At 65.4% G+C, this 23,930-nt stretch carries 14 protein-coding genes; 11 read left to right on the top strand and 3 right to left on the bottom strand.

Features of this window, described 5'->3' with window-relative positions:
- Window positions 1–120 precede the first annotated feature (120 nt).
- The 6 genes from D7Y11_RS12330 to D7Y11_RS12305 all read left to right on the top strand — a co-directional run bounded on the left by D7Y11_RS12330 (window position 121) and on the right by D7Y11_RS12305 (window position 10,905).
- Window positions 121–957: a hypothetical protein gene (locus D7Y11_RS12330; protein WP_126933785.1), complete on the top strand. Its 837-nt coding sequence runs from the start codon at window positions 121–123 to the stop codon at window positions 955–957.
- A 99-nt stretch (window positions 958–1,056) separates the two neighbouring features.
- Window positions 1,057–1,461, top strand: a complete 405-nt coding sequence (locus D7Y11_RS12325; RefSeq protein ID WP_120577214.1) for a DoxX family protein — start codon at window positions 1,057–1,059, stop codon at window positions 1,459–1,461.
- 110 nt (window positions 1,462–1,571) lie between these two features.
- Window positions 1,572–4,634, top strand: a complete 3,063-nt coding sequence (locus D7Y11_RS12320; protein ID WP_126933784.1) for an ATP-binding protein — start codon at window positions 1,572–1,574, stop codon at window positions 4,632–4,634.
- 89 nt (window positions 4,635–4,723) lie between these two features.
- Entirely contained in the window at window positions 4,724–5,665 is a 942-nt protein-coding gene (locus tag D7Y11_RS12315) for a DUF808 domain-containing protein (protein ID WP_121778504.1), read from the top strand.
- A 99-nt stretch (window positions 5,666–5,764) separates the two neighbouring features.
- Window positions 5,765–9,064: an Ig-like domain-containing protein gene (locus tag D7Y11_RS12310; RefSeq protein ID WP_126933783.1), complete on the top strand. Its 3,300-nt coding sequence runs from the start codon at window positions 5,765–5,767 to the stop codon at window positions 9,062–9,064.
- A 170-nt stretch (window positions 9,065–9,234) separates the two neighbouring features.
- A complete protein-coding gene (locus tag D7Y11_RS12305) occupies window positions 9,235–10,905 on the top strand; it encodes a serine hydrolase (protein ID WP_126933782.1) in 1,671 nt (556 codons plus the stop codon).
- A 162-nt stretch (window positions 10,906–11,067) separates the two neighbouring features.
- Here the strand turns inward: D7Y11_RS12305 and D7Y11_RS12300 are convergent, their stop codons facing one another.
- Both D7Y11_RS12300 and D7Y11_RS12295 read right to left on the bottom strand, forming a co-directional pair.
- On the bottom strand, window positions 11,068–12,975 hold the full coding sequence (locus D7Y11_RS12300; RefSeq protein WP_126933781.1) for a UvrD-helicase domain-containing protein: 1,908 nt from the start codon (window positions 12,973–12,975) through the stop codon (window positions 11,068–11,070).
- Window positions 12,972–15,338 (bottom strand): AAA family ATPase, encoded by a 2,367-nt coding sequence (locus tag D7Y11_RS12295; protein ID WP_126933780.1) that lies wholly within the window; start codon window positions 15,336–15,338, stop codon window positions 12,972–12,974. The genes D7Y11_RS12300 and D7Y11_RS12295 overlap by 4 nt, the downstream gene beginning before the upstream one ends.
- Window positions 15,339–15,673: 335 nt before the next feature.
- On the opposite strand from D7Y11_RS12295, the gene D7Y11_RS12290 reads away from it, so the two are divergent.
- Together D7Y11_RS12290 and D7Y11_RS12285 are read left to right on the top strand one after the other, a co-directional pair.
- The gene (locus tag D7Y11_RS12290; RefSeq protein WP_233607266.1) at window positions 15,674–16,459 is read left to right on the top strand and encodes a hypothetical protein; all 786 of its coding nucleotides are present in this window, start codon (window positions 15,674–15,676) and stop codon (window positions 16,457–16,459) included.
- Between the two features lie 110 nt (window positions 16,460–16,569).
- Window positions 16,570–18,639 (top strand): PQQ-dependent sugar dehydrogenase, encoded by a 2,070-nt coding sequence (locus D7Y11_RS12285; RefSeq protein WP_126933779.1) that lies wholly within the window; start codon window positions 16,570–16,572, stop codon window positions 18,637–18,639.
- A 49-nt stretch (window positions 18,640–18,688) separates the two neighbouring features.
- Here D7Y11_RS12285 and ppk2 read toward each other — a convergent pair whose 3' ends face one another.
- Window positions 18,689–19,489, bottom strand: coding sequence for a polyphosphate kinase 2 (ppk2, locus tag D7Y11_RS12280; RefSeq protein WP_120577225.1), 801 nt, complete (start codon window positions 19,487–19,489; stop codon window positions 18,689–18,691).
- Between the two features lie 222 nt (window positions 19,490–19,711).
- Here ppk2 and D7Y11_RS12275 point away from each other — a divergent pair, with 222 nt between their 5' ends.
- The 3 genes from D7Y11_RS12275 to D7Y11_RS12265 form a co-directional block, all read left to right on the top strand.
- Window positions 19,712–21,286, top strand: a complete 1,575-nt coding sequence (locus D7Y11_RS12275; protein WP_233597024.1) for an efflux transporter outer membrane subunit — start codon at window positions 19,712–19,714, stop codon at window positions 21,284–21,286.
- Between the two features lie 10 nt (window positions 21,287–21,296).
- Entirely contained in the window at window positions 21,297–22,307 is a 1,011-nt protein-coding gene (locus D7Y11_RS12270) for an HlyD family secretion protein (RefSeq protein ID WP_120577221.1), read from the top strand.
- Window positions 22,308–22,332: 25 nt separating this feature from the next.
- The coding region (locus D7Y11_RS12265; protein ID WP_148139201.1) for an ATP-binding cassette domain-containing protein at window positions 22,333–23,930 on the top strand (1,598 nt) is incomplete at its 3' end.

Genomic DNA, 23,930 nt, shown 5'->3' with positions numbered 1-23,930 from the left:
CCTGAACAGTCACAGCCTCCGCACGGCAATCATTGCCATCCGAGTGACTGTCTCGGTTGGGCACGGTGGTCTGTCCATTGCAGACATCTGGCCTCCGCTGTCCACCCCGAGGAGGAATGGATGTCAATGACGCGCGCAGGCATGTTCATGGGCCGGCTCCTGACGGCCACGTTGATGGGAGTGTTCGCGGGCTGCCAGGGAGAGCCCACACAGGAGGAGGCCAAGGCCGCCTCCACGTCGCAGGAGGTCATGGCGGCCTCGCAGGACTGTGTGAAGCGTTTCGATGGCATCACCCACTGCGCCACGGGCAACGCGAAGGTGGAGTCCACCGACAAGGGCCTGGTGGTCACCGGCTTGAACAAGCTGGGCCAGGACGGCGTCGTGGGGCTCATGGGTCGCGCCGAGAGCTGGCGGCAGCGGTCCATCGTGGACTTCGGCGCCAGCCACGAAGGCGTGCAGTACTTCGGCCGGAACGAGGACCAGGTCATCAGCACGCTGTCGCTGGCCCCGGATCCGAGCAACCCCGAAGCCGGGATGCGGATGCTGCCTACGTTCACGGGGAGCCCCGGCGGCTCCGCCTACGTCGTCAACGTGCGCTACCAGGGCGAGCCGACGGCCATGATGCTGCCGCACAACTGGTGGCGGTGGAGCAGCGTGGAGCTCTGGGCGTACATGGACCGCCAGCGTCACCCGGACATGTACTTCGGCGTGGAGGGGTTCGGCGTGACCACGGGCGCGGGCCGCGTGGGTGCCTGCATCTGGCGCGTGCGCTTCCAGGAAGGCCCGTTCACGGTGACCCTGGAGGACGGCAAGCAGGTGATGGGCGATGAAATCGAGTTCGTGGAGCAGCTCGATGACGGCGCCTATCCCTACAGCGCCTTCACGCACATCGGGATGACGGGCTCGGTGGACTCGTTCACCGTCGTCGACGAGACCGTGGTCCAGAGCAGCAAGTGACGCCCCGGGCCCGTGCGCGGCGTGGACACGGGCCCGCCATTATGGTTCACGGGCGCGTGCCGGGACCTTCCATCCCCCGGCACACGCTTGGAGAACACCATGGGATTCCTGCGGCCCCACGCTGAACGCATCTACGCACTGCTCCGCATCGCCGCGGGGCTGATGTTCATGCTGCACGGCATGCAGAAGGTCTTCGGCATGTTCGGCGGAATGCCCGCCGGAGCACCGCCCTTCATCGTCTACGGCGCGGGAGGCATCGAGTTCCTGGGCGGCCTGCTCGTGGCGCTCGGGCTGTTCGCCGGGCCCGCGGCGTTCATCTCCAGCGGCACCATGGCGTTCGCCTTCTTCATGGGGCACGTCATCCCCAATGGGGGCAATCTCAACCCCATGCTGAACAAGGGCGAGCTCGCGGCGCTCTACTGCTTCGTTTTCTTCTACATCGCCGCGCACGGCTCCGGCATCTGGAGCGTCGACGCCGCCCGCCGGGGCAATTCCCGGACGTAGCCGCCCTCGGGATGGCCGGCCGCCTGCCCTCCAAGGCCTGCGTCGAGGGGTCAACCTTCCTCCCACACGCTCCGCCCGGCCACGGAGCCGTGTGATAACGAACGCGCTCGATGAGTTCCTCGACCTACTCGCGCGCGCCAGCTCCCAGCGACTCCGAGGTGAAGGACACCCCTCACCGCGAGGGCCGGGAGGAGGCCTTCATCCAGCACGGCGGCGAGATGGGCGCCCTGATGCGGGCCCATGACTGGTCCAGCAATTCGCTCGGCCCGCTCGAGCACTGGCCCCAGTCCCTGCGGACCTCCGTCAGCACCATGCTGCGCTCGCCCTACCCCATCATCCTCTTCTGGGGTCCCGAGCTGCGCATGCTCTACAACGACCCGTTCCGGCCCATCCTGGGGGCGAAGCATCCCCTGACGCTGGGCGCGCGCGGAAACGAGGCGCTCGTCGAGGAGTGGGCGCAGCTGGGGCCGCTGATGAAGCGCGCCCAGGACACGGGCGAACCCATCTACATCGAGGATGGGAACGTCAACTTCGCGCGCCGCCCCGGGGGCCTGCGCGAGGAGTCCTACTTCACCTGGTCCTACAACCCGACCATCGGCGAGTCGGGAGAGATTGCCGGCCTCTTCGCCATCGCGAGTGAGACGACCCGGCAGGTGGTGGGTGACCGCCGGCTGGGAATCCTCCGGGAGCTGTCCATCCGGATGGCATTGGACAAGAAGGTCGAGGACATCTTCCGCTCGCTGGAGGGGGTGCTGTCGCAGGCGGCGTACGACGTGCCCTTCGCGCTGCTCTATGTCGTCAAGGCGGAGCAGGCACGCCTGGTCAGCTGCGCGGGCCTGGAGCGTGATGGGGCTGCCTCTCCTGTCGCATTGGCGCTGGACGACACGTCCTCCTGGCCGCTCGCGAGCGTCACGCAGTGGGGGCAGGAGGTCCTGCTCGAGGACCTGCTCCAGCGCTTCGGGCCCCTTCCCGGCGGGCCCTGGCCCGAGCCCACGACGCGAGCGCTCGTCCTCCCGGTGTCCATGGGCGTGGAGACGGAGACCACGGCGGTGCTCGTGGCCGGCCTGAGCCCCCTGCGCGCGCTGGACGACGAGTACCGCGGCTTCCTGCAGCTGCTGGCGCGGCAGCTCAGCGCCAGCATCGCCAGCGCCCGCGCCTATGAGCAGGAGAAGCAGCGGGCGGAGGAGCTGGCCCGGCTGGACGCGGCCAAGACAGCGTTCTTCAGCAATGTCAGCCACGAGTTCCGGACACCGCTCACGCTCATCCTCGGCCCCATCGAGGACGCGCTGGCGAGGACGCCGAAGTCGTTGGAGGGAGAGCCGCTGGAGCTGGTGCGCCGCAATGCCTTGCGGCTCTACAAGATGGTCAACACCCTGCTCGACTTCTCCCGGATGGAGGCGGGAAGGGCCCAGGCCCGCTACGTGCCCGTGGACCTGTCTGTCTTCACCACGAACCTCGCGAGCGCCTTCCAGTCCGCGGTGGAGAGCGCGGGCCTGCGGCTGGTGGTGGACTGTCCGCCCCTGCCCGAGCCGCTCTACGTCGACCCCGAGATGTGGGAGAAGGTTGTCCTCAACCTCATCTCCAACGCGGTGAAATACACCTACCACGGGGAGATCCGCGTGCGCCTTCAGTGGGAGGACGCGCAGGCCGTCCTTCGCGTGGAGGACACGGGGGTGGGCATCCCCGAGGAAGAGCTCCCGCGCGTCTTCGAGCGCTTCTACCGCGTCCGCGTCACCCAGGGCCGCAGCCACGAGGGGACGGGCATCGGACTCGCGCTGGTGCAGGAGCTGATGAAGCTGCATGGAGGCAGCGTCGCGGTGACGAGCCAGCTGGGAAGGGGCACCACCTTCACCCTGCGGCTGCCGCGGGGGACGGACCACCTGCCCCCGGAGCGCGTCGAGCGCACCTTCCGGCCAGGGCCGGTCCCCACGGGCGCCATCCCCTTCGTGGAGGAGGCGCGCCGCTGGTCCATGGACGTCAGCGCCACGGACATCGAGTCGCCGCCCGCGGCCGCGTCGCTCTCGCCAGAGGTCTCCGCGGAGCTGGCGCGGTCCCGCATCCTCCTGGTGGACGACAACGCCGACCTGCGCGCCTACGTCACGGGTCTGCTCAAGCACGTCTTCCCGCACGTGGAGGCCGCCAGGAACGGGCAGGAGGCGCTGGAGCAGGCGCGCGTCCGGCCGCCGGACCTCATCCTCTCCGACGTGATGATGCCGGTGCTGGATGGCTTTGGCCTGGTGCGGGAGCTGCGCGCCGACGAACGCACGCGCGCCATCCCCATCATCCTGCTGTCCGCGCGGGCGGGCGACGAGGCCACGGTGGAGGGCCTGCGAAGTGGCGCGGATGACTACCTGGTGAAGCCCTTCTCCGCGCGCGAGCTGCTGGTGCGGGTGCGCACCCAGCTGGACATGGCTCGCGTGCGCCGGGAGGTGGTCCGCAACGAGGTGGAGAAGGATTCGCTGCGCGAGTCCGTGCGGACGCGGGACGACTTCCTGCGGCTCGCCAGCCACGAGCTGCGCACGCCCGTGAGCGCCCTGTCGCTCAGCATCCAGTCCCTGGTGCGAGGCCTGGACAGCGAGGCTCCGGACGCGAACCTGGAAGCCACGCGGCTCAAGGCGCGGACGACGCAGAGGCACCTCCAGCGCCTGGCGCGCCTGGTGGAGCAGCTGGTCGACGTGTCGGAGTTCGTCACCGGACCGCTGGACCTCTCACGCCGGGAGGTCGACCTGGCGGAGCTCGCGGCCACGGTCGTGGCGCGGTCGCGGGAGAAGGCCCTGCGCGCGGACTGCGTCCTCACCCTGGAGGCGCCCCTGCCGGTGGTGGGGAGCTATGACGGCGCGAGGCTGGAGCAGCTCCTGGACAGCCTCGTGGACAACGCCCTCAAGTTCGGGGCGGGCAAGCCCGTGGAGGTCACCGTGGCGCGCGCGGAGGGCCGGGTGAGCCTGGCGGTGCGGGACCATGGCGCGGGCATCGGGCCGGAGGACCAGGAGCGCGTCTTCGGGCGCTTCGAGCGCGCCGTCCCTACCCAGCACCACGGCGGCTTCGGGCTGGGGCTGTGGATGGCCCGCCACATCGCGGAGGCCCACGGAGGGAGCATCCACCTGGAGCCCACGAAGGGCGGCGGCGCCACCTTCACCGCGGTGTTGCCGTGGGAGCTGAACCCGGGAGGGTGACCCGCCGTCGCTGGAGCACGGCTCGTCCAGCTGTGCTAATCCGCGCGGAAGCAGGGTGACGTCCCCACCCCCCAGCCCGGAAGACATCCATGGCAGGCAGCAGCCTGATTGCGCTCATCGACGACATCGCCACCATCCTGGATGACGTCTCCATCCTGACGAAGGTGGCGGCGAAGAAGACGGCGGGTGTGCTGGGAGACGACCTGGCACTCAACGCGCAGCAGGTGACGGGCGTGAACGCGGACCGCGAGCTGCCCGTGGTGTGGGCGGTGGCGAAGGGCTCGCTGGTCAACAAGGCCATCCTGGTGCCGGCCGCGCTGGCCATCAGCGCGCTGGCGCCCTGGCTGGTGACGCCGCTCCTGATGGTGGGCGGCGCCTTCCTCTGCTTCGAGGGCGCGGAGAAGCTGGCGCACAAGCTCCTGCACGGCAAGGAAGAGGACGAGGCGCACAACGCCGAGCTACGCAAGACGCTGGAGGACCCGAACCTGGACCGGGTGGCCCTGGAGAAGGACAAGATCAAGGGCGCGGTGCGCACGGACTTCATCCTCTCCGCGGAGATCATCGCCATCACGCTGGGCACCGTGGCGACGGCGGACTTCGCCACCCGCGTCTCGGTGATGGTGGGCATTGCCCTCATCATGACGGTGGGCGTGTACGGGCTGGTGGCGGGCATCGTGAAGCTGGACGACGCGGGCCTGTACCTCAGCCGCAAGGGCAGTGGCTTCGCGCAGGGCCTGGGCAGGGGAATCCTCCGCGCGGCGCCGTGGCTGATGAAGTTCCTCTCCGTGGCGGGCACCGCGGCCATGTTCCTGGTGGGCGGCGGCATCCTCGTGCACGGCATCTCCGGCCTGCACCACGCGGAGGAGTCCCTCACCGCCTGGGCCGGGCGCGTCCCGGGCGTGGGCAGCGTCCTGGGAGGGCTCACCCCCATGCTGCTCAACGCCGCGGTGGGACTGGGCGCCGGCGCCCTGCTGGTGGTGCTCTTCACCCTGGGTCAGAAGGTATTCAAGGGTCGCGGCGCCAAGAAGTAGCCAGGTCCCCCCTCGCCATGGGTGGGATTGCATGAAAGCAGCAATTCATGCAATCACAGGTGTTGGATGTCTTCACGAGTCCAGCAGAGGGGGAGTTCCATGCAAATGCGTTCCTGGCTGCGGGGCAGCCTTGTTTTGTTGTGTCTCAGTTGTGGTCCCACATCGTCGGAAGACGCTCCGGAGCCCGCGCAGGCCCAGGCCCGGACGCGGGCCGAGCAACTGGTCGCGGAGCGCGGCTTCGACCTCCGGGATGTCTCACTGATACCGGATGCGAAGGGGGTGCGGCAGACGCTCCACTTCCGGGGCGTGCCGGTCTGGGGCCTGGAAGCGAAGTCAGCGCTGGGCCAGACCTTCTTCTCCAACGCCCGGTTCCAGCCCACGGGGACCGTGGAGACGAAGGCCCGGCTCACCGAGGCCCAGGCCCGGGACGCCGCGCTCGCGGCCCTGAAGGACGCCTCCGCGAAGGTGGAGTCCGCGCAGCTCGTGCTCCTGCCCACGGAGGTGCGCCAACTCCGGAAGGACGTGGCCGCCCCGCGCTTCGCCGGTCCCCGGAACGCCGAGGACTTCGAGCGGGTGGTGACGGGCCTCCGGCTCATCTACCTGCTCAAGCTCGGCGCGGACGGGGACGTGTCGAGGCGCTGGAGCGCGCAGGTGGATGCACGCAGCGGAGAGGTGCTGCGCCTGGATCCGCTCGAACACACGGGCGTGCAGGGGACGTTCAAGAAGGCCCGGGGCACGGGTTACTTCGCGGGGGCGGTCAACATGTCCGTGTTCTCCGAAACCTTTGGCGGGGCCACCCGGCTGCGGGACGTGTACAACAATGACTATTACGCCTTTGTCCCGCAGGGGCGGGGCGGCACCTGGCAGCTCTATTACACCCCGGACCTGATCCTCGGTGACGGGCTCCGCTACAGCGGAGGAGGCACGCTCGGAACCAACGGGGAGACCGCGGCGGTGGACGCCTACCACGCCGTGGGCCTGGCGTGGTCCGTCTACGAGACCTTCCTGGGGCGCGCGGGCCCGACGGGGGACGGCACACCCTTCGACGTCCAGGTGCACGCCAACGCAGAGAACGCCTACTATCTCCCCGGACTGCGCAATCCGACGCTCCGGTTCGGCTACCGCTCCCTCAGCGAAAACGCCAAGACCTCGCTCACGACCACGGACATCGTGGCCCACGAGATGGCCCATGACTTCTTCGGCCGGGAGCTGGCGGGCGACCCCTCGGATGTCCCAACGGAGCATTCGGAGCGGGCCGGGCTGAACGAGGGCACGGGGGACATCTTCGGTTTCGTCACCGAGCTGCTGCGCGATGCGAAGCGGGTGTCGTCGACGTCGACGAACATCGATGGGGTGGCGGTGAAGCCCTCGAACCTCACCATGGGCGAGGAGACGGGCACCACGTCCCGCAGCCTCCTGGCGCCCCTGTATCCGGAGTGGTTCGACTCCATCGGTCAGGCGGACGAGCACTACTCCGGGGGCCCCCTGAGCCGGATGTTCCTGCTGCTGGCCTATGGTTGCAGCGCGCAGACCTCAAGCCCGTGGCACTGCTGGCTGGTGCCCCAGGGGTTCAGCGGACTGGGGCCCGCGGAAGCGCTGCGCATCTGGGGGCAGGCGGTGCAGCTGATGCCGCTGGATTCGGACTACCTGCAGGCCCGCCAGGCGGCGCTCGCGGCGGCGACCGCGCGGGACGGTGTGCTGAACGGCAACCGGATGAAGACCGTGGCGCGCGCGTTCGCGGCCGTCAACGTCGGCTACGCGCCGGACTCGGTGCCGCCGCAGACGACGCTGAGCTGCCGGCAGGTGAACCAGGACATCGAATGCACTGGCACCATCACCGACGCCGAGATCCCGGACCAGTACACCACCGCGCCGCGGCTGGTGGTGGACGGAGGCGCGCAGATCAAGACGCTGTCCGGATGGACGTTCACGCAGGTCCTGCCGGGCGCCGCGCTGGCCCATGGCAATCACTCCATCCAACTGCAGGCATGGGACTTCTGGGGGAACCTGGCCACGAAGACGGTGACGGTCGCGATGGACAAGCAGGCGCCCACCTTCTCCTTCCTCCGCTCCGGTTCGCCGAAGCAGCCCCGCTACTCCGTCACCCCGAGCGACCCCTCCGGAATCCTCTCCGTGGACTTCGGCGCCGACGGACAGTTCATGTACGGCATCTTCGTGCCGCCGTACGAGCAGGAGCTGGACACCTCCACCTGGACGGATGGCACCCATGACGTGTTCATCCGGGTCTACGACACGTACATGAACGCCGCCGTCCAGCATGCCGCCTTGAAGGCGGACAACACGCCGCCCATCGTGACGATGACGGTGGCGGCGGGGACCGAGTCGCCGTTCCAGGTGAATGTCTCCGTGACGGACATCTCCGCGGTGGCGCGGGTGGACTTCAAGGTGGACGGCTTTGTCTTCGCCACGCGGACGAACGAAGCCACGACGTACCAGGCCAGCTACACGCCCCTGGATCCACTGGCCCACAACCTCACCGTGGAGGTGACGGACGCCTTCGGCAACAAGGGCACCACGTCCAGGGCGGCCCCGCTCGACACCACGCCCCCGGTGGTGAGCTTCGCCAAGACACAGCCGGGCTCGCTGGTGCGGCTGACCGTCGGCGCGGCGGATGGCTGTGGCATCGAATATCCGTATGCGCTGTATGTGGACGGGACGCTGGTGGCGCAGCCCACGACCCCGTCCTACGTGCTGGACTTCGGGGACGCGATGGCCGCGGGGACGCACACCTTCCAGGCCCTCGTTCGCGACGCGTGCGGCAACACGGCGAACTTCCAGACAGCGTTCATCAAGGACCTCACCCCGCCGGTCATCACGGGCATCACCCGGGACGACACCCTGCCGAAGAAGCCGAAGTTCACCGTGCAGTGCACGGACACGGAGGGCGTGCACCACGTGGAGCTGCGCGAGGGGGGCGTCGTCACCCAGACAGACACCACCGCGCCCTATGAGTTCGTGGTCGACACCACGGGCCGCGCGGACGGTGACTATTCGCTGCTGTTCCAATGCACGGACATCAACGGCGTCTCCAGCTCGCCGGAGACCCGTACGGTGACGGCGGACAACACGGGACCCACCATCAACCTCACGCTCTATGGCTCGGGCCGCTCCTACCTCATCTCCGCGGAGCCCGCGAGCGACCCTCGTGGCATCCAGTCCATCACCCTCGCGCAGGTCCTGATACCCACCTTCTCCGTCACGCTCACCCAGGCGCCCTGGTCCGCGTGGTGGAACATCCCGGGCACCGGCTCCATCCAGTCGGACTTGCCGTTCGTCGTCACCGCCAAGGACAAATGGGGAAACACGTCCAGCAAGTCACTGTATTGCTCGGTAAGCACCTCCTCCACCGTGGCGCAATACAGGACCTGTCACCCGTGAGTTGACGCAGCCGGGGAGCATGGATGGGCATGCTCCTCGGCCGTGCGGCCCGTTCGCCGCACGGATGTGCCCGTTCGCCGAGAGCCAGTCCCCACCGGCTGAACACTCCCCCAGCGTGGCGTCAGCACAGGCAGGGTGCCCCCGTTCACCTCCTGCCCTGGAATCGCTCCATGCCGCGCAAGCTGCTCGTGTCGTCGTTCCTGTTCGTCGCGCTCACGTGGGCCCCCGCCCTGGCCGCGGACACGCTGCCCAGGGGCCGCCACAAGCAGGTGGATGCCCTCTTCTCGCAGTGGAGCAGCAAGACCCAGCCCGGCTGCGCCGTGGGCATCTCACGCGACGGCGTGCTGGACTACGCGCGAGGCTACGGCATGGCGGACCTGGAGCACGACGCGGCGGTCACGCCGCGTTCGGTCTTCTCCATCGCCTCCATCTCCAAGCAGTTCACTGCCTTCTCGATTGGGATGCTGGCGCAGGAGGGCAAGCTCTCGCTGGACGACGACATCCGCAAGTACGTGCCGGAGCTGCCTGCGTATGGAAAGACCATCACGCTCGCGCACCTGATGCATCACACCAACGGCTTGCGTGAGCAGGGACAGTTGCTGAACCTGGCGGGCTGGCGCGGTGATGACGTGTCCACCGAAGCAGACGTCCTCTGGGCGCTGAGCCGGCAACGCGGCGTGAACTTCGAACCGGGCACGGAGGTCCTGTATGGCAATGCCGCGTACACGTTGCTGGCGTCCGTGGTGAAGCGCGTCTCCGGTCAGTCGCTGCGAGCCTTCACCGACGAGCGCATCTTCAAGCCGCTCGGCATGACCGACACCCGCTTCCGCGAGGAGCACACCGAGCTCTTTCCCCGGCGCGCCTGGGGCTACACCTCCCGCGACGGCGGGGGCTGGCGACTCAGCGACTCCCATTCCGACCATTACGGCGCGAGCAACCTGTACTCCACGATTGGCGACCTGCTGAAGTGGGAGCAGAACCTGCTCGACGCACGCATCGGTGGGCAGGCGCTGGTCGCGTTGGTGCGGACCTCCGGCAGGTTGAACGACGGCACCGCGACAGGCTACGGCGGCGGCCTCCGGTTGGCGGGGTATCGCGGCCTGGACATGGTGAGCCACGACGGCATGGACGGCGGCTACCGCACGGAGTCCCTCCTCTTTCCAGCGCAGCGGGTCGCCATCGTCACGCTCTGCAACAGCGGCACCATCGACGCGGGGGAGCTCGCACGGAAGGTCGCCGACGTATACCTGGGGGCGCACATGAAGGACGAAGTGCCGCCCGCGGTGAAGATGGCGGAGACGGAGGTGTCGGCACTGGCCGGCGACTACTGGAGCCCCCTGACGGATGAAGTGGTGCGCCTGGAGTTCAAGGACGGAGCGCTGCGCCAGGTGGGCGTGCCCAAGGCCTTCGTGCCCATGGGCGATGGCGCGTTCCGTCCAGGCGAGTCGACGCATGTCTGGCGCTTCTCGGGCTCGCGCGAGCTGAGCATCCGGGACTTCTGGCCGACGACGAGACCCTTCATCCGCGTGACCGAGCCGAAGCCCACGGCGTTGGCGACGTTCGCGGGGCACTACCGCAGCGAGGAGGTCGACATGACCTTCACGGTGCGCGTCGTGGACGCGAAGCTGGCCATCCGCTGGCCCCGCCGGGACGAGGTGGTGCTGGATGCGATCGGCGATGACCACTTCGTCGGCTCGCTCGGCACGGTCACGTTCACGCGGGCGGCCTCCGGCGGCATCGACGGGCTGACCATCAGCAGCCGCCGCCTGCGCCGGTTCCGCGCGGAGAGACTCGGGATGACGGAGGCGCCGCGAGCCGCATCCGTGGCAGAGCCTCAATGAGGGGAACAGCCAAGGCATTTGCTGATCGAAGTTCAGCATCGCTCGCTACTGCGGCGAGCGCTACGTGTGCTCAATGCTACCTACCCTGCGTCCGCACCGGGGCAGGTGTCATTCATGACTATGCCTCCGCCGTCTGAAAAACCAGACGCGCCCCAGCGCCACCTATTTCGCGGCACCAACAGAATGAAGAGTACTCAGCCCTGACTCACCCACAACAACCTCATCAGCACTGAACCAACCTTCATCGAGCACAAATTTCCGCACTCGCTCCGGAGCAGCTGAATAGGCGACAAGGGCGAGACTCTCCTTTGCGCGACTTGATGTCACATAAAACAAGCGCCTGGTGCCTTCAACAGTCCTATTGCCAGCAGGCTTTCCTCCGAACAGATCTTCGTACTTAAACATGAATCCACCCGCCTCACTATCATCCATAATCACCATGACTCGATCAAACTCAAGCCCCTTGACTCCCTGGTGAGTGTCGAAGTGAGCTCTACCCGAGAGATACTCGATCATGGGTTCGATCTGTGAAAAGGGAGCACTCAGAAACTTCTCGATAGCGCCGGCCATCTCAGCTTGTGCGTCCTTTTCACCGTCATCCTTTGTTGCATTAGCGGCAGCCTTTTCTATGGCGCCGGACGCATCGGCCCGCAGGGAATCGGGTATCTCAAACAAGTTATGCCCAGCGACACACTGCAGGATATCCAGCAAGGTGGGATCTACATCTCCCTCCCAAAGCGCCATGAGCGCGCCGATCGCGGCATTCGCCTGATGCAAGTGCCTTTGCTTATCCTCGGAATGCTGCAATGCTGCTGGTGCTAAAATTGGCGAAAAGCTCTTTACGATACGTGCAACAGCGAAGCGATCATCGTTGCGCTTCGCCTTAACAAGCGGCAGCACCTGCTCAGAGAAGAAGCGAAATGCAGGCAGCGCTCCTTCGAGAAAACTAGTGCGCCAACTATCTACATCGTATAGCGCAGAGAAGGCCTCAAGAAATCCCATGCGAGCGGCCGCCATGCGATGCTCAAGAATCAACGTCTTAATGGCTTTTGGTTCGTTCCATTGCTCATCCCCCGTGACATTCGACATATGAGCAGCTATGGAACTCTCGATCTTCGGTTTCTTCATTTGATCGTTTGGCAAAATAAAGAGACGCACGAGCCCAGCAGGGGCTCCAGCACGTGACTCCTGATGTTGCTTGTCCGTGGTGCTGCGAACTTTATTGATCAGAGCAACGATGCGTTTTGGGCAGCGATGGTTGAGCTTTTTTCCTGGGGTCGCCCAGTCCTGCGGCAGATCCTGACCGAGTCCTTCTTTTCCATCGCTATAGATGCGCTGCATCATGTCGCCGAGAAGGCCTAGAACGAACTTCTCTTTGAGTGCGGCTTGGACCGCAAAGAGTGCATCAATCAGATTCTTATTTGTGTCCTGGCTCTCATCGATCAGCAAGATCGGATATCGGCAGGCAAGAATGCTCTGCATTGCCTTTTTCGTTTGAAGAAAATGCGCAGTAAGCTGCAACACCTCAGAGTGATTCAAAGCATCGCGCCCTCGGTTGTCTCCTGTGGGGCTATAAGTGAATGACTTAATATTGGGGAGTTCCTTCAGGCGTCTTGTCTTCGACTCAATCTTGGACAGTCGCGACGCAGAAGCCTTCGTCCCCTTCCTACCTTTTACCTCATCCGCATTTAACTGCTCGATATCGCCCCTCAACTCCGAATACAACCAGCTACGAATATCTCGATTAAGCCCCTCGATAAGCGACCAGGAAAAACTATGAATTGTCCGAACATCCACAAGAGAATCAAACATAATCCGTCGTTTAATCTCATCACAGGCGGCGTTCGTGAACGTAATCACTCCCACCCGCTGCCCCTTAACTCTGAGGCGTTCACCTAGATTCTTCTGCACGTGATGCAGTGCAGTTACGAGCGACCGAGTCTTTCCAGAGCCTGCGCCGGCAAAAAGGAAAAAACTTCGCGGAGCATCAAGATTAAGGCAGCCTGCGATCTCGTCGTCAACGTGATCATCCGCTCCATCTGCATCAACATTGTCTGTCGTGGAACTCACGCGGCAACCTGCGCAGTCTCAACATCCTTCACAGCATCGCCCGTCGCCGCAACAGATCCGACTGGAGGCGGCTTCCCAGCCATACCATCCTCTTTCTGCTTAAGTTGGGAAGAGAGCCAGAGCAACCCGTTGTCAATATAGGCTGGGACCTTAATCGCATCAATCTCATCGCTGCAGAGCAGGTCCATCGCAAACTCGGCTTTATCCCCTTTCTTTAGCGCCAAAGACAATTTCTCAGCGAGTTCGCCGACACTGTTCGCATCGCCAAGCGCCTTCTGAAACTGCCCCGCCAAGCCTGACTCATCCATCACCTTAAACAAATCAACATTTTCATAAACCAGCGCATCTTCAAACGTATTCGCCAACACCTCAACTGGCTTATCCGATTTGAAATCAATTTCAACGGGTTGCTGATACGCAACTCGTATCGAGAAGCCGCTTGAGTCCGAACTGACAAGTTCCTCCGGCTTCTTATCAAGCAGAGCATCGAGCGAGGCGTCCTTCGGTATCCACGTCCTCAAGGTCATATTTCGTGCTGTATGACCTGCCCCCCGTGCGGGCGGAACTGCCTTCCCCTGTGACCCCTGCGCGTCAAGGTCCGTGATAATCAGGGTGTTTAAGCCGAGATGAACGAGGAGCGATTTCAATCGATGGGCGTGGCTTCCACCGATCTCAAGCCAAGTGATGTAACACCGTCGCAGATACTCGTACTGCTTGCGCTTGCGCACGAAGTGAGGAACAAGGATGCGTTCCGCCGGCCCCTCAACTAGTACCGCTCCATCGGCGAAGAACAGGTCGCAGTGCGTAGCCTTAAGATAACGCCTAACGAAACGCTCCGTCTGTCCCTTCGTTCCAAAGACCTCCGAAAGATTAACAACGCACGAAACAGGAATCGAACCTGAAACTGCCTTTACAGGAAGCCGACGAAAATAGCGCAAAGAAGCGAAATCTGCTTCATGAGCGACATGGCTCGAATGCGTACTAACAACAAGCTGCGTGCGATGATCCTTCGACCCCTTAAGCTTGTCATGCTTACGCAGCACTGCATAGGCTTGCTTAATAAAAACCTGCTGAACTTGTGCATGCAGGTGTGCTTCAGGCTCTTCAATAAGCACAAGGTGCAGTGGGGGGATAAAGGCACTATTGGTCTCCGGCGACTTGGAGGCCTTTCCCACTCTCACCCACTTATCGCGAAACCCCATCAGCGCGAAGATTATGGACACCAGATTCTGATATCCTAGGCCGTTCGAGTCTTCAGGCAATCGATGCACATAGCCATTCCCTCCATCAAGATGCGTTGGCACTTCATACTGGATCGCAGAGGCATGATTTAGGCCATCGACGGGCCTTACTTGCGCAGCAATTGTGAGCTTCGGATCTGTGACACCTGGGTAGCCGATATCCTCAAGTTCTTTCAGAGCCTCCGAAAAGCACGTGGCCAGCCGCTTACCAAATGCGGACTGGGCGACATGAAGCGCCTTCAGCGCATCCAAATCTTTGGGCTCTGGTTGATCGAATGGATCAAGGTGCTGTGAGTAGTACGCTCGGAGCTGACTGGATAGCTTTGTCCCGCCCCGCGAGCCTCCATCCGAGTTCGTATCATCTCCGCGCAGCGAGGAATTGACGAACCCAAATCCGCGCTGCGCATTGATCTCATCAATCCGAATGAGATTCTTAAATGGGTCGCCATCGATCGGCGCACTTCCCTCTGGGAGTAATTGCGGCGAAGCCAAACCGTCCTTTGGTGCGACAAGTTTCGCAGGATCAAGTAGGTACGCACGGACCTCGAAGCAAGCTCGCAGTCGGCGTGCAAGGAAATCCATCATTGACTTCGGCCACAACGCAAACCTTTCCACAGGCGTTTCGACACTTCCTGCGGCAACTGCTTCATCGGCCAGCGGCACAGCGTCCATTACCGCTGCGGCAGCGAGCCTGCCCGCAAGATACTCCTGCTTAAGTGCTTGCACATCCTTGGGCTCATAGCGCAAGCGGACACCAATGTGTTCGCCTGCCCAGTCGAGCGTAGGGAGAATCTTCTGGACGTAATGAAGTTCATCCGCTGGCACGTTCAGCCAAACATCCAAGTGCGGCAGAACTAATCCCCAGTCGAACGCTTGCTCATTGACGCCGGGGACAGGCTTCTCCCAAGCAGCTGCGGCAGCATCAAGGAGCGTCCAGTGCGACAGCGTAAAATCATTAACGGAAAACTCTGTTCGATCAACAAGGAAGTGGCGAAGAGCCACCATAGCGGACGTCTTTCCACTGTTATTTGCGCCCACGAACACTGTCGTTTCCTCGGAGAAATCGATTCGAACCGCCTGGAGCTTTCGGAAATTACCGATTTCCACGTGTTGAATGTGCATGTTTTCCTTCTCGGCAAAAGCAGTGGTCGAGCCCGCAAACTAGCATTGAGGGGCGTTTCGCGCGCCATGGGTGCTGTCTTACCCGTCTTCCCATACGCCCCATCGCCTCTGTCCCGCTTCGTTCTTCGGCCGTAGGTGCCCCCCGAGCCGTAGCTCCAGTGACCTGCCTCTGTCATCGCGCACCAGTTGGTTACTTCAATAGAGGTATTGGGCTCGTGCCATATAGAAGGTGCGGGGGCTGCAAATAGGAGCTCTCCTTCTGCAATGCTGGGCAGGTGGAAAAGTCTCCAGCCGTTATTTGGCACACGCCATCCCAGGTCTCCCACCCTCGGTGGATGCAGCAGGGCGGCGGCCTCCGGTTGGCGGGGTATCGCGGCCTGGACATGGTGAGCCACGACGGCATGGACGGCGGCTACCGCACGGAGTCCCTCCTCTTTCCAGCGCAGCGGGTCGCCATCGTCACGCTCTGCAACAGCGGCACCATCGACGCGGGGGAGCTCGCACGGAAGGTCGCCGACGTATACCTGGGGGCGCACATGAAGGACGAAGTGCCGCCCGCGGTGAAGATGGCGGAGACGGAGGTGTCGGCACTGGCCGGCGACTACTGGAGCCCCCTGACGGATGAAGTGGTGCGCCTGGAGTTCAAGGACGGAGCGCTGCGCCAGGTGGGCGTGCCCAAGCCCTTCGTGCCCATGGGCGATGGCGCGTTCCGTCCAGGCGAGTCGACGCATGTCTGGCGCTTCTCGGGCCCGCGCGAGCTGAGCATCCGGGACTTCTGGCCGACGACGAGACCCTTCCTCCGCGTGACCGAGCCGAAGCCCACGGCCACGGCGTTGGCGACGTTCGCGGGGCACTACCGCAGCGAGGAGGTCGACATGACCTTCACGGTGCGCGTCATGGACGGGAAGCTGGCCATCCGCTGGCCCCGCCGGGACGAGGTGGTGCTGGATGCGATCGGCGATGACCACTTCGTCGGCTCGCTCGGCACGGTCACGTTCACGCGGGCGACCTCCGGAGGAATCAACGGGTTGACCCTCAGCAACCGCCGCCTGCGCCGGTTCCGCGCGGAGCGGCTCGAGAGAGCGGAGGCGGTGAGAGCGGCTTCGACGGCAGGCAATTGAACCTGGGGGCGTGTTGATAGCCGCTCAACATCAGCCGACGCGTGCCAGAGAGTTCACTTGAGGCCTTTCATGGATTCCGTGAAAGAGGCGGAATGCAAAGGAGCGCCTCAATGAATGCTCGTCACCTTCTGGCCGGAGTCCTGGTCACCGTCACTGCTTGTGGAGAAAAGCCGGAGAACGACCCCGGACTCCAGACACAGACCGCCGCGGTGGTCGCCGGCTCGCGGCTCGTCAGCACGCAGTCCGGCCGCTGCCTCGACGTGGCGCAGAACAGTCAGACCGCGGGGCAGGAGCTCCACATCTATGACTGCCACAGCCAGGACAACCAGCGGTTCCTCTTCACGCCGGAAGGCGAGCTTCGCGCGTTCGGTGGCTCGTGGTGCGTCCAGCCGGAGACCGCCAGCTCCGGGGCCCGGGCCGTCATCGCCGCCTGCAATGGAACGGCGAATCAGCGGTGGGTCCGCAACACCGCCGGCGCGGTGATCCACACGGCGACCTCGCTGTGCCTCGACGTGTCCGGTCAGGCCACCGCCAACAGCTCGAAGGTCATTGTCTGGACCTGCAATGCCCAGACGAACCAGCAGTGGTCGTTCCCGGCCGACACCCAGGCGCCCACCGTGCCCACGGGGCTCGCGCTGTCCAACGTGACGTGCAACTCGGCCACGCTGTCCTGGTCGCCGTCCACGGACAACCAGGGCGTCGCCTTCTACGACGTCTACCATGACGGCCAGCTGATGAAGTCCGTCTCCGGCGCCACGGTGTCCACCGGGCTGACCGTGGTGCCCGGCGTGACCTGGGGCCTGTATGTGAATGCGCGGGACGCGGTGGGCAATGTCTCCCAGGGCAGCACCACGCTCTCCATCACCCCGCCGCAATGCCAGGCGGACACCCAGGCCCCCAGCATCCCCACCGGCGTCACCGCCACCGCGTCCGGCACCAGCGTGACGGTGAACTGGACCGCGTCCACCGACAACGTGGGCGTGCGCGCGTATGACGTGTTCCGGGGAGGCGTGCAGATTGGCTCGGTGGCCGGCTCTCCGCCGGGGACGACCTTCGTCGACAGTGGCCTGTCCGCGAACACGGCCTACACCTATGCCGTGCTCGCCCGCGACGCCCAGGCCAACGCGTCCGCCCAGAGCGCGTCCGTGACGGTCACCACCGGTCAGGCCTGCGCGAACGCCGTCTGCTCCGTCATCCAGGTCGCCACCGACACGGACATCCCGTGGGGCCTGGTGAACCTGCCGGACGGCACGGTGCTCTACGGCCGCCGCGACGCGCAGAACATCGTTCGCCTGGACCCGGCGACGGGACAGAAGACGTCCGTGGGCACCGTCCCCAACGTGCAGAGCACCGACGGCGAGGGCGGCCTGATGGGGCTGGCGCTTTCCCCCAACTTCTCCACCGACCGCTGGCTGTACGTGATGCACACCTCCCCCACCGACAACCGCATCGTGCGGCTGCGGTATGAGAACGGCGCCCTCAACACCGCGTCGCTCCAGGTGCTGCTCCAGGGCATTGGCCGCAACAAGTTCCACAACGGCGGGCGGCTGCGCTTTGGCCCGGACGGGAAGCTCTACGCGTCCACGGGTGATGCCCAGAACGGCGCCTACGCGCAGGACATCAACAACCTGGCCGGCAAGGTGCTGCGCCTCAACGCGGACGGCACCGTCCCGTCCGACAACCCCTTCGGCAACCATGTGTGGAGCTACGGCCACCGCAACCCGCAGGGCCTGGCGTTCGACTCGCAGGGCCGGCTGTGGGAGCAGGAGTTCGGCAACTCCGTGATGGACGAGACCAACCTCATCCAGAAGGGCGGCAACTACGGCTGGCCCAACTGCGAGGGCACGGTGTCCCAGGGCGGTTCGGGCTGCGCGACGGCCGGGTACATCGCGCCGAAGCAGACCTACTCCACGGCGGACGGTTCGTGCTCCGGCATCGCGGTGGTGCGCGACGTCCTCTACGTGGCCTGCGCCCGCGGCACGCGCCTCTACCGCGAGGTCATCAGCGGCACCAACCTGACCAACGTGCAGCAGTTCTTCGTCGGCACCTACGGCCGGCTGCGCACCGTGGAGCCGACTCCGGACGGCAACCTCTGGATGACCACCACCAACCAGGGTGACAAGGACAGCATCCCCGACAACAGCAACGAGCGGATCTTCCGCGTCGTGCTGGGTCAGTAGCGAGCAGGGCAGCGCCGCGCCGTGACGAGGGCACAGCTCGTCACGGCGCTCAGTACCGCTCGGGGATGAAGTTCCGCCCCTTGAGCGAAGCGCCGTCGTCGTACTCACCATGCTTGGAGCGCGGGGGCAGCTTCACCTTGGCGCGCTTCACCTTCTCGTACGGAATCTTCTCCAGCAGGAAGCGGATGCAGTTGAGCCGCGCCTTCTTCTTGTTGTCGGACCGCAGGATGTGCCAGGGCGCGAAGGGCGTGTCCGTCGCGGCCAGCATCTGGTCCCTCGCCTTGGAGTAGTCGTACCAGCGCTTCCAGGACTTGATGTCCATGGGGCTGAGCTTCCACTGCCGCAGGGGGTCGTCGATCCGCGCCGCGAACCGCCGCGCCTGCTCCTCCTTGCCGACCTCCAGCCAGATCTTCAGCAGGAGGATTCCGCTGTCGACCATGTACTGCTCGAAGACGGGGCAGCCCATCAGGAAGCGCTCGTGCTCTTCAGGCGTGCAGAAGCCCATCACGGGCTCGACGCCGGCCCGGTTGTACCAACTGCGGTCGAAGATCACGATCTCACCCGCTGCGGGGAAATGCGGCACGTACCGCTGCAGGTACATCTGGGACTTCTCGCGGCTCGAAGGCGCCGGGAGGGCCACCACGCGAAACACCCGGGGACTCACCCGTTCGGTGATGGCGCGAATCGTTCCGCCCTTCCCCGCCGCATCCCTGCCTTCGAACACCACGATGACACGCATCTGCGCGTGCTTGACCCACTCCTGAAGCTGGCAGAGCTGGGACTGGAGCTTGCGGAGCTCCTGGGTATAGGCCTTGCGCTTCAGGGGCTCTTTTGGGGTGTCCTGTGCCATGGCCATAGGGTTGTGCGGCCCCCCGGCACGCGCAATGTCAGACGTGCGCACGGTGCGGCGGATGACAGCCACGCCGTCCCCGGGTCGGTGGCTGGCATGGGCCGGCGGACATCGAACACTGCCCCCTGGGGCATTCGCACGGCTCGTACTTCCGCGCGCTTCACCCCGTGCGGACTCTGCCCACCCATCGAGGTGTAGCGGATGCGGGGGACGGCCAACGCCATGCAGGGGATGAAATCCTTCGTCAGCACCGTCTCCCTGCTCAGCGTCCTCGCCGGGTGCGCGGTCGGCCCCGACTTCAAGAAGCCCGAGGCCACGGTCGCGAAGGAGTGGCGCACCCAGGGCGACCCGCGCCTGTCGACACAGGGCGCGGTCGACACCCAATGGTGGAAGTCGTTTGGCGATCCCTCGCTGGACCGGCTCGTCGAGCTCGCCGCCAGGCAGAACCTGCCGCTGCAGATTTCGGGGCTGCGAATCGTCGAGGCGCGCGCCCAGCTGGCCATCCTCACCGGCCGGCAGTATCCGCAGGTCCAGGCCCTCTCCGCCAGCGGCGCCGCGGTGGGGCGCAGTGAGAACTCCGCCGCGGCCAACCCCATCAACTTGCAGAACCTGGGCTCCATCGACCGTCACTTCCTGGAGTACCAGCTGGGCTTCGACGCGCTGTGGGAGGTGGACTTCTGGGGCAAGTACCGGCGGGGCGTGGAGGCGGGGGCCGCGGGCCTGCTCGGGTCGGTGGCGGACTACCAGTCCTCGCTCGTCTCGCTCACCGCGGAGGTCGCGCGCACCTATGTCCTGGTCCGCACGTACGAGGTGCTCATCGAACAGGCGCGGGAGAACGTGCGGATCCAGGAGGAGGGTTACCGGATCGCCGAGTCGCGCTTCAGCAACGGCGTCACCTCGGAGCTGGATGTGACGCAGGCCTCGACCCTGCTGGAGAGCACCCGGGCCACCATCCCCCAGTTGGAAGCCGGGCTGGAGCAGGCTCGCAACGCCATGAGCACGCTCCTGGGCCAGCCCACGGGCGAGGTGGAGGCGCTGCTGGCGGGCCCCAAGCAGATTCCGGTGGCGCCCGCGACAGTGGCCCTCGGCATGCCGGCTGAAATCCTGCGGCGACGCCCGGATGTCCGCAGCGCTGAGTTGTATGCCGCCGCGCAGTGCGCCCGGATCGGCATCGCCGAGGCGGAGCTCTACCCGAGCTTCTCCCTCTTCGGGTCAGTCGGGCTCCAGGCGAGCACCAGCGCCGCGGCCTCCGGCAATCTCTTCTCCCTGGGCAGCCTCTTCTATTCCGTGGGCCCCCGGATCGTCTTTCCCTTCCTGAACTACGGCCGCCTGAAGAACGGGGTGCGGGTCGAGGACGCGCGGTTCCAGCAATTGCTCGTCAACTACCGCCACACGGTGCTCAAGGCGGCCCAGGAGGTGGCGGACGCCCTGACGGGGTTCATCCACGCCCAGCAGGCCATGACCTTCCAGCAGGCCGCGGTGAAGTCCGCGCAGCGGTCGGTGGAGCTCGCGTTGGTGCAGTACCGCGAAGGCGCCGTGGATTATCAGCGCGTGCTGGACGCGCAACGGTCGCTCCTGGAACAGCAGAACAACCTGGCCCAGACGAGCTCCTCCATCGCCACGAACCTGGTCGCCCTCTACAAGGCGCTGGGCGGAGGCTGGGAGGTCCGCCGCGACCAGCCCATCGTGCCAGAGCCGATGCAGGCGGAGATGGAGCAGCGGACCCACTGGGGCGACATGCTGTCCAAGCCGCGGACGCAAGAAACCAAGACGGTCTCGCAACCCGTCAAGCCATAGAGAGTCCGCCATGCCCTGGAAGCCGAAAGGGAAATACAAGTGGGTCATTGGGCTGGTCGCCCTCGCGATCATCGCGTTCATCGGCTTCAAGTATTGGAAGGGGAAGAAGTCCGCGCTGCCGGAGGGAATCGTCGCGGGCAACGGCCGCATCGAGTCGAAGCTGGCGGATGTCTCCGCGAAGGAGCCCCTGCGGGTGAAGGAGGTCCTCGTCAACGAAGGCGACCTCGTCAAGCCAGGGCAGGTGCTGGTGCACCTGGACACCACCACGCTGGAGTCCAGCCTGGCGGAGGCCAACGCGAACGTCGCGGCCACGCAGGAGAAGCTGGCGGTGGCCGAGGCGGGCATCGTCAAAACGAAGAGTGAAATCGAGCTCGCCACCATCGAGGCCGAGCGCTCCCGGAGGCTGGTGTCGCAAGGCGCCGGCTCGCAGCGGGACGTGGACGTTCGGGCGAGCCAGCTGGAGACCGCCCGGGCCAGCCTGGCGGAAGCAGAGGCCACGCTGAAGACCTCGCGGGAGGAGATCGAAGTGGCGCGAGCCAACGCGGCGACGATTCAAACGCGCATCGCCGACGCGACGCTCAAGTCTCCGGTGACGGGCCGCGTCCTCTACCGCCTCGCCGAGCCCGGCGAGGTGCTGTCGCCCGGCGGACCGGCGCTGACGCTCGTGAACCTGGAGGACGTCTTCATGGAGATCTTCCTGCCCGCGAGCGAGGCCGCCCGCGTGAAGATTGGCTCCGAGGCGCGCCTCACCGTCGACTTCGAGCCGGACCGCTCCATCCCTGGCTACGTGTCCTTCGTCTCACCCGAAGCGCAGTTCACGCCCAAGCAGGTGGAGACGAAGAGCGAGCGGGAGAAGCTGGTGTTCCGCTTGAAGCTCCAGGTCCCCCGCGAGCTCGCCAGCCGCTACGTCGAGCGCATCAAGACCGGCATTCGCGGCGTCGGCTACGTGAAGGTGGACCCTGAGGCCGCATGGCCTTCCCGGCTTCAGAACGTCGTCACCGCGGAATCCGAACCCCACTAGCCCGGCGACAAGGGAGGGCCCAGCCATGGTCTCATCCGTGTCTCCAGGGTCGCCAGTCGGCTCCAGCAGCCGGCTCGTGGTCTCCATCCAGGACGTAACCCACCGCTACGGCAAGGCCGTCGCGCTCGACGGCATCTCGCTCGACGTCCCCAGCGGCATCCGGGTGGGCATCGTGGGGCCTGACGGCGTGGGCAAGTCCACGCTGATGGCCCTGGTCGCGGGCGCCAAGAAGATGCAGCAGGGGCGAGTGATGGTCCTGGACGGGGACATCGCGGACGCCCGGCACCGGCGCGACGTGGGCCCGCGCATCGCGTACATGCCCCAGGGCCTGGGCAAGAACCTCTACCTGGAGCTCAGCGTCTACGACAACGTGGACTTCATGGCCCGGCTCTTCGGGCTGTCCCCCGAGGAGCGCAAGGTGCGCGTCCCGGAGCTGCTCGCGGCCACCGGGTTGGGAAAGTTCGCGGAGCGCCCCGCCGGCAAGCTCTCCGGCGGCATGAAGCAGAAGGTGGGGCTGTGCGGCGCGCTGGTGCACGACCCGGACCTGCTCATCCTCGACGAGCCCACCACCGGCGTGGATCCACTCTCACGGCGGCAGTTCTGGAGCCTCATCGACGAGATCCGCGCCGGGCGCCCCGGCATGAGCGTCATCATCTCCACGGCGTACATGGACGAGGCGCAGCAGTGGGATTGGATCGTGGCCATGGACGCGGGCCGCGTGCTGGCGACAGGGACGCCCGCGGAGCTGATGGAGCGCACAGGCACCCAGGACCTGGAGAAGTGCTTCATCGCGCTGCTGCCCGAGGAGAAGCGCCGGGGCCACAAGGAGATCACCATCCCGCCCCGTCCCCCGGGCAAGGCGGAGCTGGCCATCGAGGCCCACGGGCTGACCCGCCGCTTCGGGACCTTCACCGCCGTCGACCACGTCACCCTGTCCATCGAGCGCGGTGAGATTTTCGGCTTCCTGGGCTCCAACGGCTGCGGCAAGTCCACGACCATGAAGATGCTGACCGGCCTGCTGCCTCCCACGGAAGGCACGGCGAAGCTCTTCGGCAGCTCCGTGGACGCAGGCAGCATGGAGGTGCGCAAGAACCTGGGCTACATGACGCAGGCGTTCTCGCTCTACGGCGAGCTGAGCGTTCAGCAGAACCTGGTCCTGCACGCCCGGCTCTACCACCTGCCTCCAGACAAGGCGAAGGCGCGCATCGACGAGCTGGTCGAGCGGTTCGGGCTGGGCTCGCACCTGGAGGCGTTGGCCGGAGACCTGCCCATGGGCCTGCGCCAGCGGCTCTCGCTGGCCGTCGCCGTGCTGCACGGGCCGCAGATCCTCATCCTGGACGAGCCCACGTCGGGAGTGGATCCGGTCGCCCGGGACAGCTTCTGGGAGCTGTTGATCGACCTGTCTCGCAAGCAGGGCGTCACCATCTTCGTGACCACGCACTTCATGAACGAGGGGATGCGCTGCGACCGCATCTCCCTTATGAACGCGGGCAAGGTGCTGGCGGCGGACAGCCCCCAGAAGCTCATCGAGGCCCGGAACGCGGACAGCCTGGAGACCGCCTTCATCGGCTACATGGAAGACGCCATCGCGGAGAAGGCTCGCGCCGAGGGAAAGGACGAGAC

The organism is Corallococcus sp. AB018 (genome assembly GCF_003986945.1).
In the GTDB taxonomy this organism is placed as follows: Bacteria; Myxococcota; Myxococcia; order Myxococcales; family Myxococcaceae; genus Corallococcus; species Corallococcus exiguus.
Note: the sequence above shows the minus strand (reverse complement) of the source record. Positions and strands in the feature narration are given on the sequence as shown.